We start from the raw sequence: 5812 nt of genomic DNA on the forward strand, positions 1-5812 counted from the left end.
GGCAGGCGGTAGCCGAGGCCACCGGGCAGCCGTTTCGTTTCGACGGCGCCATGCCCGATGGCTTCGTCTACGACACCGAGCCGGCCTGCCGCGCCCTGGTCACCGCCCGCGAGCTGGATGCCGAGCGCGTGTGGCCGTTGTTGCAGCTGATCCAGCGTTCGTTCTACGAACAGGGCGTGGATGTCACCACGGTGCTGCAACTGGTCGAGCTGGCCGAGCGCGCCGGCTTCGACCGCGCCACCTTCGCCGAGGCCCTCACCCGTGCCGATACCCGCGCCGCCACCGCAGCGGATTTCAGCTGGGTGCAGGACCTGGGTATTGCCGGCTTCCCGACACTGCTGGCCGAGCGCAATGGCCAACTGGCCCTGCTGACCAACGGCTACCAGCCGCTGGACAGCCTGCAACCCCTGCTTGGCCGCTGGCTACAGCAGGCCGCCTGTGCTTGATCTGCCAGGGTCTCCCGACCCGGTGCCAGGGAAGCCCGCTGCTGTGCCTGATCGCCTGAGCTGGGCGGAGATCCGCCGCCTGGCACTGCATCACAAGAAAAACCTGTGGACCGCCAACATGGTCGCCGTCCTGGCGGCCTGCTGCAGTGTGCCGATTCCGCTGTTGCTGCCGTTGCTGGTCGACGAAGTACTGCTCGGCCATGGCGATGCGGCCCTGAAGTTCATGAACCACTTGTTGCCCAGCGGCTGGCAGGTGGCGGCCGGCTACATTGGCCTGATGCTGGTGGTCACCCTGTGCCTGCGCCTGGCCGCGCTGGCGTTCAACGTGGTACAGGCCAAACTGTTCGCAGGCCTTGCCAAGGACATTGTCTACCGCTTGCGCATCCGCCTGATCGAGCGGCTCAAGCGAATCTCGCTCAAGGAATACGAGAGCCTGGGCAGCGGCACCGTGACCACGCACCTGGTCACCGACCTGGATACCCTCGACAAGTTCGTTGGCGAAACCCTCAGTCGCTTCCTGGTGGCCATGCTGACGTTGACCGGTACGGCGGCGATCCTGATCTGGATGCACTGGAAGCTGGCGCTGCTGATCCTGCTGTTCAACCCGCTGGTGATCTACTTCACCGTGCAGTTGGGCAAGCGCGTCAAGCACCTGAAAAAGCTCGAGAACGACAGCACCTCGCGCTTTACCCAGGCCTTGGCGGAAACCCTCGATGCGATTCAGGAGATCCGTGCCAGCAACCGCCAGGGTTACTTCCTCGGCCGCCTGGGTCTGCGCGCCCGCGAAGTGCGTGACTACGCCGTGGACTCGCAGTGGAAGAGCGACGCCAGCGGCCGCGCCAGTGGTCTGCTGTTCCAGTTCGGCATCGATATCTTCCGCGCCGCGGCGATGCTCACGGTTCTGTTCTCCGACCTGTCGATCGGGCAGATGCTGGCGGTGTTCAGCTACCTGTGGTTCATGATCGGGCCGGTCGAGCAGCTGCTGAACCTGCAGTACGCCTATTACGCCGCCGGTGGCGCGCTGAGTCGGCTGAACGAGCTGCTGGCACGTGACGACGAGCCGCAATACCCGGCGGCCAGCGACCCGTTCGCCGGGCGCGAAACGGTGGGTATCGAGGTGCGCGACCTGCGCTTCGCCTATGCCGAAGAACCGGTGCTCGAGCACCTCGACCTGTCCATTGCGCCGGGCGAGAAGGTGGCCATTGTCGGCGCCAGCGGCGGTGGCAAGAGCACCCTGGTGCAGTTGCTGCTGGGCCTGTACAGCGCCCAGGCCGGGACCATTCGCTTCGGTGGCGCGAGCCTGCAGGAAATCGGCCTGGAGACCTTGCGGGAAAATGTCGCGGTGGTGCTGCAGCACCCTTCGCTGTTCAACGATACGGTGCGCGCCAACCTGACCATGGGCCGCGAATGCACCGACGACGCCTGCTGGCAGGCGCTGCGCATCGCCCAGCTGGACGCCACCATCGCGGCCCTGCCGCAAGGGTTGGACAGTGTGGTCGGCCGGTCCGGGGTGCGCTTGTCTGGCGGTCAGCGCCAACGCCTGGCGATTGCCCGCATGGTCCTGGCCGAGCCCAAGGTGGTGATTCTCGATGAAGCCACCTCGGCGCTCGACGCGGCCACCGAGTACAACCTGCACCAGGCCCTGGCGCGCTTCCTCAGTGGCCGGACCACGCTGATCATTGCCCACCGCCTGTCAGCGGTGAAGCAGGCCGACCGGGTGCTGGTATTCGATGGTGGGCATGTGGCCGAGGACGGAGGCCATCAGCAGCTGATTGCCGAGGGTGGCTTGTATGCCAAGTTGTATGGGCATTTGCAGCAGACCTGACGCTGCGGCTGTCAGCACTGGCCCTATCGCCGGCAAGCCGGCTCCCACAGGTACCCCGCAGGCCTCAGGTGCAGTGGTGACCCTGTGGGAGCCGGCTTGCCGGCGATAGGGCCGGTCCTGTCAGCTCCAATCCCAAGGCTTCCACCCACAAAATTCCCCGCCACGTAGATGGCAAATGGCCTACGCTGAGCTTGTCTGGGTTGAATCGAGCCTTATCTGCTCTGTGACAGGGACTACATGAAGGGAAATCGCACGTTAGAGGCGCCAAGGTTGCTGGGTATCATCTGGCCCTTCATCGCCGTTGTAGTCTTCCAGGTCTTGCTGGGCAGCCTCAGCCTTTACGCGTTATCGGCCGTGCGTGCCTATGTTGCGGGCGAGAGCCTGTGGTCCAAGGCCCAGAAAGACGCCATCTATTATCTGAACCTGTATGCCGACAGCGGCGACGAGCGCATCTACGAGCGCTATCGCCAAGTCATCGCCGTGCCGCAGGGCGATCACCTGCTGCGTGAGGTGCTCGACCAGTCCAACCCGGACATCGAGGCCGCACGCCAGGCTGTGCTGCAGGGCGGCAACCATCCCGACGACGTCGACCGCATCATCTGGTTCTACCGCAATTTCCACCAGGTCAGCTACATGCAGACGGCGATCGCCTACTGGAATGTCGGCGACGATTACCTGAACAGGCTGGACGTACTGGCCAACGAGATGCGCGATGATTTTGCCAATGGCCAGGCCACGCCTGCTCGGGTCAGTGACTGGCGCGCCCGCATCGTTGCCGTCAACGAAGGCGTGACCCCTGCGGCCAAGGCCTTCAGCGACGCACTGGGCGAAGGCTCGCGCATGCTGTTGCGCGTGCTGCTGATCACCAACCTGCTGACTGCCTTGTTCCTCATCACCATCGCCTGGCGCCGATCGAGCAAGCTGCTGGCCCAGCGCCAGGCCTTCGCCAGCGCCCTGCAGGAAGAAAAGGAGCGGGCCCAGATCACCCTGCAGGCGATCGGCGATGCGGTGATCACCACCGATGTCGAAGGCTGCATCGGCTACATGAACCCCGCTGCCGAGCAGTTGACCCATTGGCAGGCCGGGCAGGCCCAGGGCCTGCCATTGACGGCGCTGTTCAGTCTGGTCGACGAACAGGCCGAGCAGGATGAGAGCACCTTGCTCGAACAGGTGCTCAGCGGCACCCTCAAGGGCGGGGCCGAGCATGCGCGGCTGATTCAGCGCCTGGATGGCAGCACCGTGTCGATCAATCTGGTTGGCTCGCCGATCATCAACGACGGGCAGTTGGCCGGCATCGTGCTGGTGCTGCACGACATGACCCAGGAGCGTCAGTACATCGCCAACCTGTCGTGGCAGGCCACCCACGACGCCCTGACCGGCCTGGCCAACCGCCGTGAGTTCGAATACCGCCTGGAGCAGGCGCTCAACGGCCTGGCGCGCCAGGCCGGGCGGCACACGCTGATGTTCCTCGATCTCGACCAGTTCAAGCTGGTCAACGACACCTGTGGCCATGCCGCCGGTGATGAGCTGCTCCGGCACATCTGCGCCGTGCTGCAGTCGGGCTTGCGTGAGGGGGACACCCTGGCCCGGCTGGGCGGCGATGAGTTCGGCGTGCTGCTGGAAAACTGTCCGTCCGATCAGGCCGAACGCATTGCCGAGAATCTGCGCCAAGCCGTGCAGAGCTTGCACTTCGTCTGGAAGGGCAGGCCGTTCGTGACCACCGTGAGTGTCGGCCTGGTCAACTTGTCGCAGGCGCCCACTACCCTGGAAGCTTCCCTGCGCGCGGCCGACATGGCCTGCTACATGGCCAAGGAGAAGGGGCGCAACCGGGTCCAGGTGTACCACGCCGATGACAGCGAGCTGTCCATGCGCTTCGGCGAAATGGCGTGGATCCAGCGCCTGCATGTAGCGCTGGAAGAGAACCGCTTCTGCCTTTATGCCCAGGAAATCGCCCCACTCACGTCCATCGAAGGCCCTGGCCATATCGAAATCCTGCTGCGCCTGCACGACGAGAGCGGCCGCACTATCCTGCCTGACAGTTTTATCCCGGCAGCTGAGCGCTATGGCCTGATGACCGCCCTCGACCGCTGGGTGGTGCGCAACGTGTTCCAGGTCATCCGCCAGGGCCTGGATGAAGGGCGGGAAGGCCCCCTGGCGATGTGTGCGATCAACCTGTCGGGGTCGAGCATCGGCGATGACATGTTCCTTGAGTACCTGCAGCGGTTGTTCGTCGAATATGCCATTCCGCCGCGGCTGATCTGCTTCGAGATCACCGAAACCAGCGCCATCGCCAACCTTGGCAGCGCCATTCGATTCATCAATGAATTGAAAGGGCTCGGCTGCAAGTTCTCCCTCGATGACTTCTGTGCCGGGATGTCGTCATTCGCCTATTTGAAACATTTACCCGTCGACTTCTTGAAGATCGACGGAAGTTTTGTCAAAGATATGCTGGATGATCCGGTCAATCGGGCCATGGTCGAGGTGATCAACCACATTGGCCATGTCATGGGCAAACGGACCATCGCCGAGTTTGTGGAAACACCGTTGATCGAGCAGGCCTTGCAGGAGATCGGCGTGGATTACGCCCAGGGCTATCTGATCGAAAGACCGCAGGTGTTCACCTGCGACAGTCTGCAGCGCCAACGGATTGCTGCACGGCCCCTGCTGTATCGGGCGCCTGGAACGTTTCGCTGAACAAAACATCGGCAGATCACAGGGATCAAGGAGCTGAAAGTGATTGATGCATTCGTTCGTATCGGGCCTTTGATGGATCCCGCCAGTTATCCCCAATGGGCTCAGCAGCTGATCGAAGATTGCCGGGAGAGCAAGCGCCGGGTGGTCGAGCATGAGTTCTACCAGCGCCTGCGCGACGGCCAGTTGCGTCAGGCGACCATTCGTCAGTACCTGATCGGTGGCTGGCCGGTGGTCGAGCAGTTCTCGCTGTACATGGCCCACAACCTGACCAAGACCCGCTACGCCCGCCATCCTGGCGAAGACATGGCGCGGCGCTGGCTGATGCGCAATATCCGCGTCGAGCTCAACCATGCCGACTATTGGATGCACTGGTGCAACGCCCACGGTATCCACTTGCACGAGCTGCAGGGTCAGGAGGTGCCGGCGGAGCTCAATGGGCTCAATGACTGGTGTTGGCGGGTATGCACCACCGAGTCGCTGGCAATCGCCATGGCGGCGACCAACTACGCCATCGAAGGTGCGACCGGGGAGTGGTCGGCGGTGGTCTGCGCCGAGGACACCTACGCCATGGGGTTCCCTGAGGACCAGCGCAAGCGCGCCATGAAGTGGCTGAAGATGCATGCCCAGTATGACGACGCCCACCCGTGGGAGGCGCTGGAGATCATCTGCACCCTGGCCGGCGAGAACCCGACCCTGGGGCTGCGCAACGAACTGCGCAAGGCGATCTGCAAGAGCTATGACTGCATGTACCTGTTCCTGGAGCGGTGCATGCAGCTGGAGGGACGGCAGCAGGGGCGTATGCGCCCGGTGCTCGCTGCTGGCTAGTCGCTACTGGCCCTATCGCCGG

At 63.6% G+C, this 5812-nt stretch carries 4 protein-coding genes; all 4 read left to right on the forward strand.

What is annotated here, in order from left to right; genetic code table 11:
* On the forward strand, positions 1 to 446 hold a 446-nt coding region (locus PMI38_RS03765; protein WP_008090932.1), incomplete at its 5' end, for a DsbA family protein.
* Complete coding sequence (locus PMI38_RS03770; RefSeq protein WP_043272948.1) at positions 439 to 2271, forward strand: ABC transporter ATP-binding protein; 1833 nt, start codon at positions 439 to 441, stop codon at positions 2269 to 2271. The genes PMI38_RS03765 and PMI38_RS03770, both read left to right, overlap by 8 nt.
* 237 nt (positions 2272 to 2508) lie before the next feature.
* On the forward strand, positions 2509 to 4965 hold the full coding sequence (locus tag PMI38_RS03775; RefSeq protein ID WP_008090934.1) for an EAL domain-containing protein: 2457 nt from the start codon (positions 2509 to 2511) through the stop codon (positions 4963 to 4965).
* A 39-nt stretch (positions 4966 to 5004) separates the two neighbouring features.
* The gene (locus PMI38_RS03780) at positions 5005 to 5790 is read left to right on the forward strand and encodes a TenA family transcriptional regulator (RefSeq protein WP_008090935.1); all 786 of its coding nucleotides are present in this window, start codon (positions 5005 to 5007) and stop codon (positions 5788 to 5790) included.
* Positions 5791 to 5812: the final 22 nt, after the last annotated feature.

It is taken from the genome of Pseudomonas sp. GM84 (assembly GCF_000282535.1).
Classification (GTDB): domain Bacteria; phylum Pseudomonadota; class Gammaproteobacteria; order Pseudomonadales; family Pseudomonadaceae; genus Aquipseudomonas.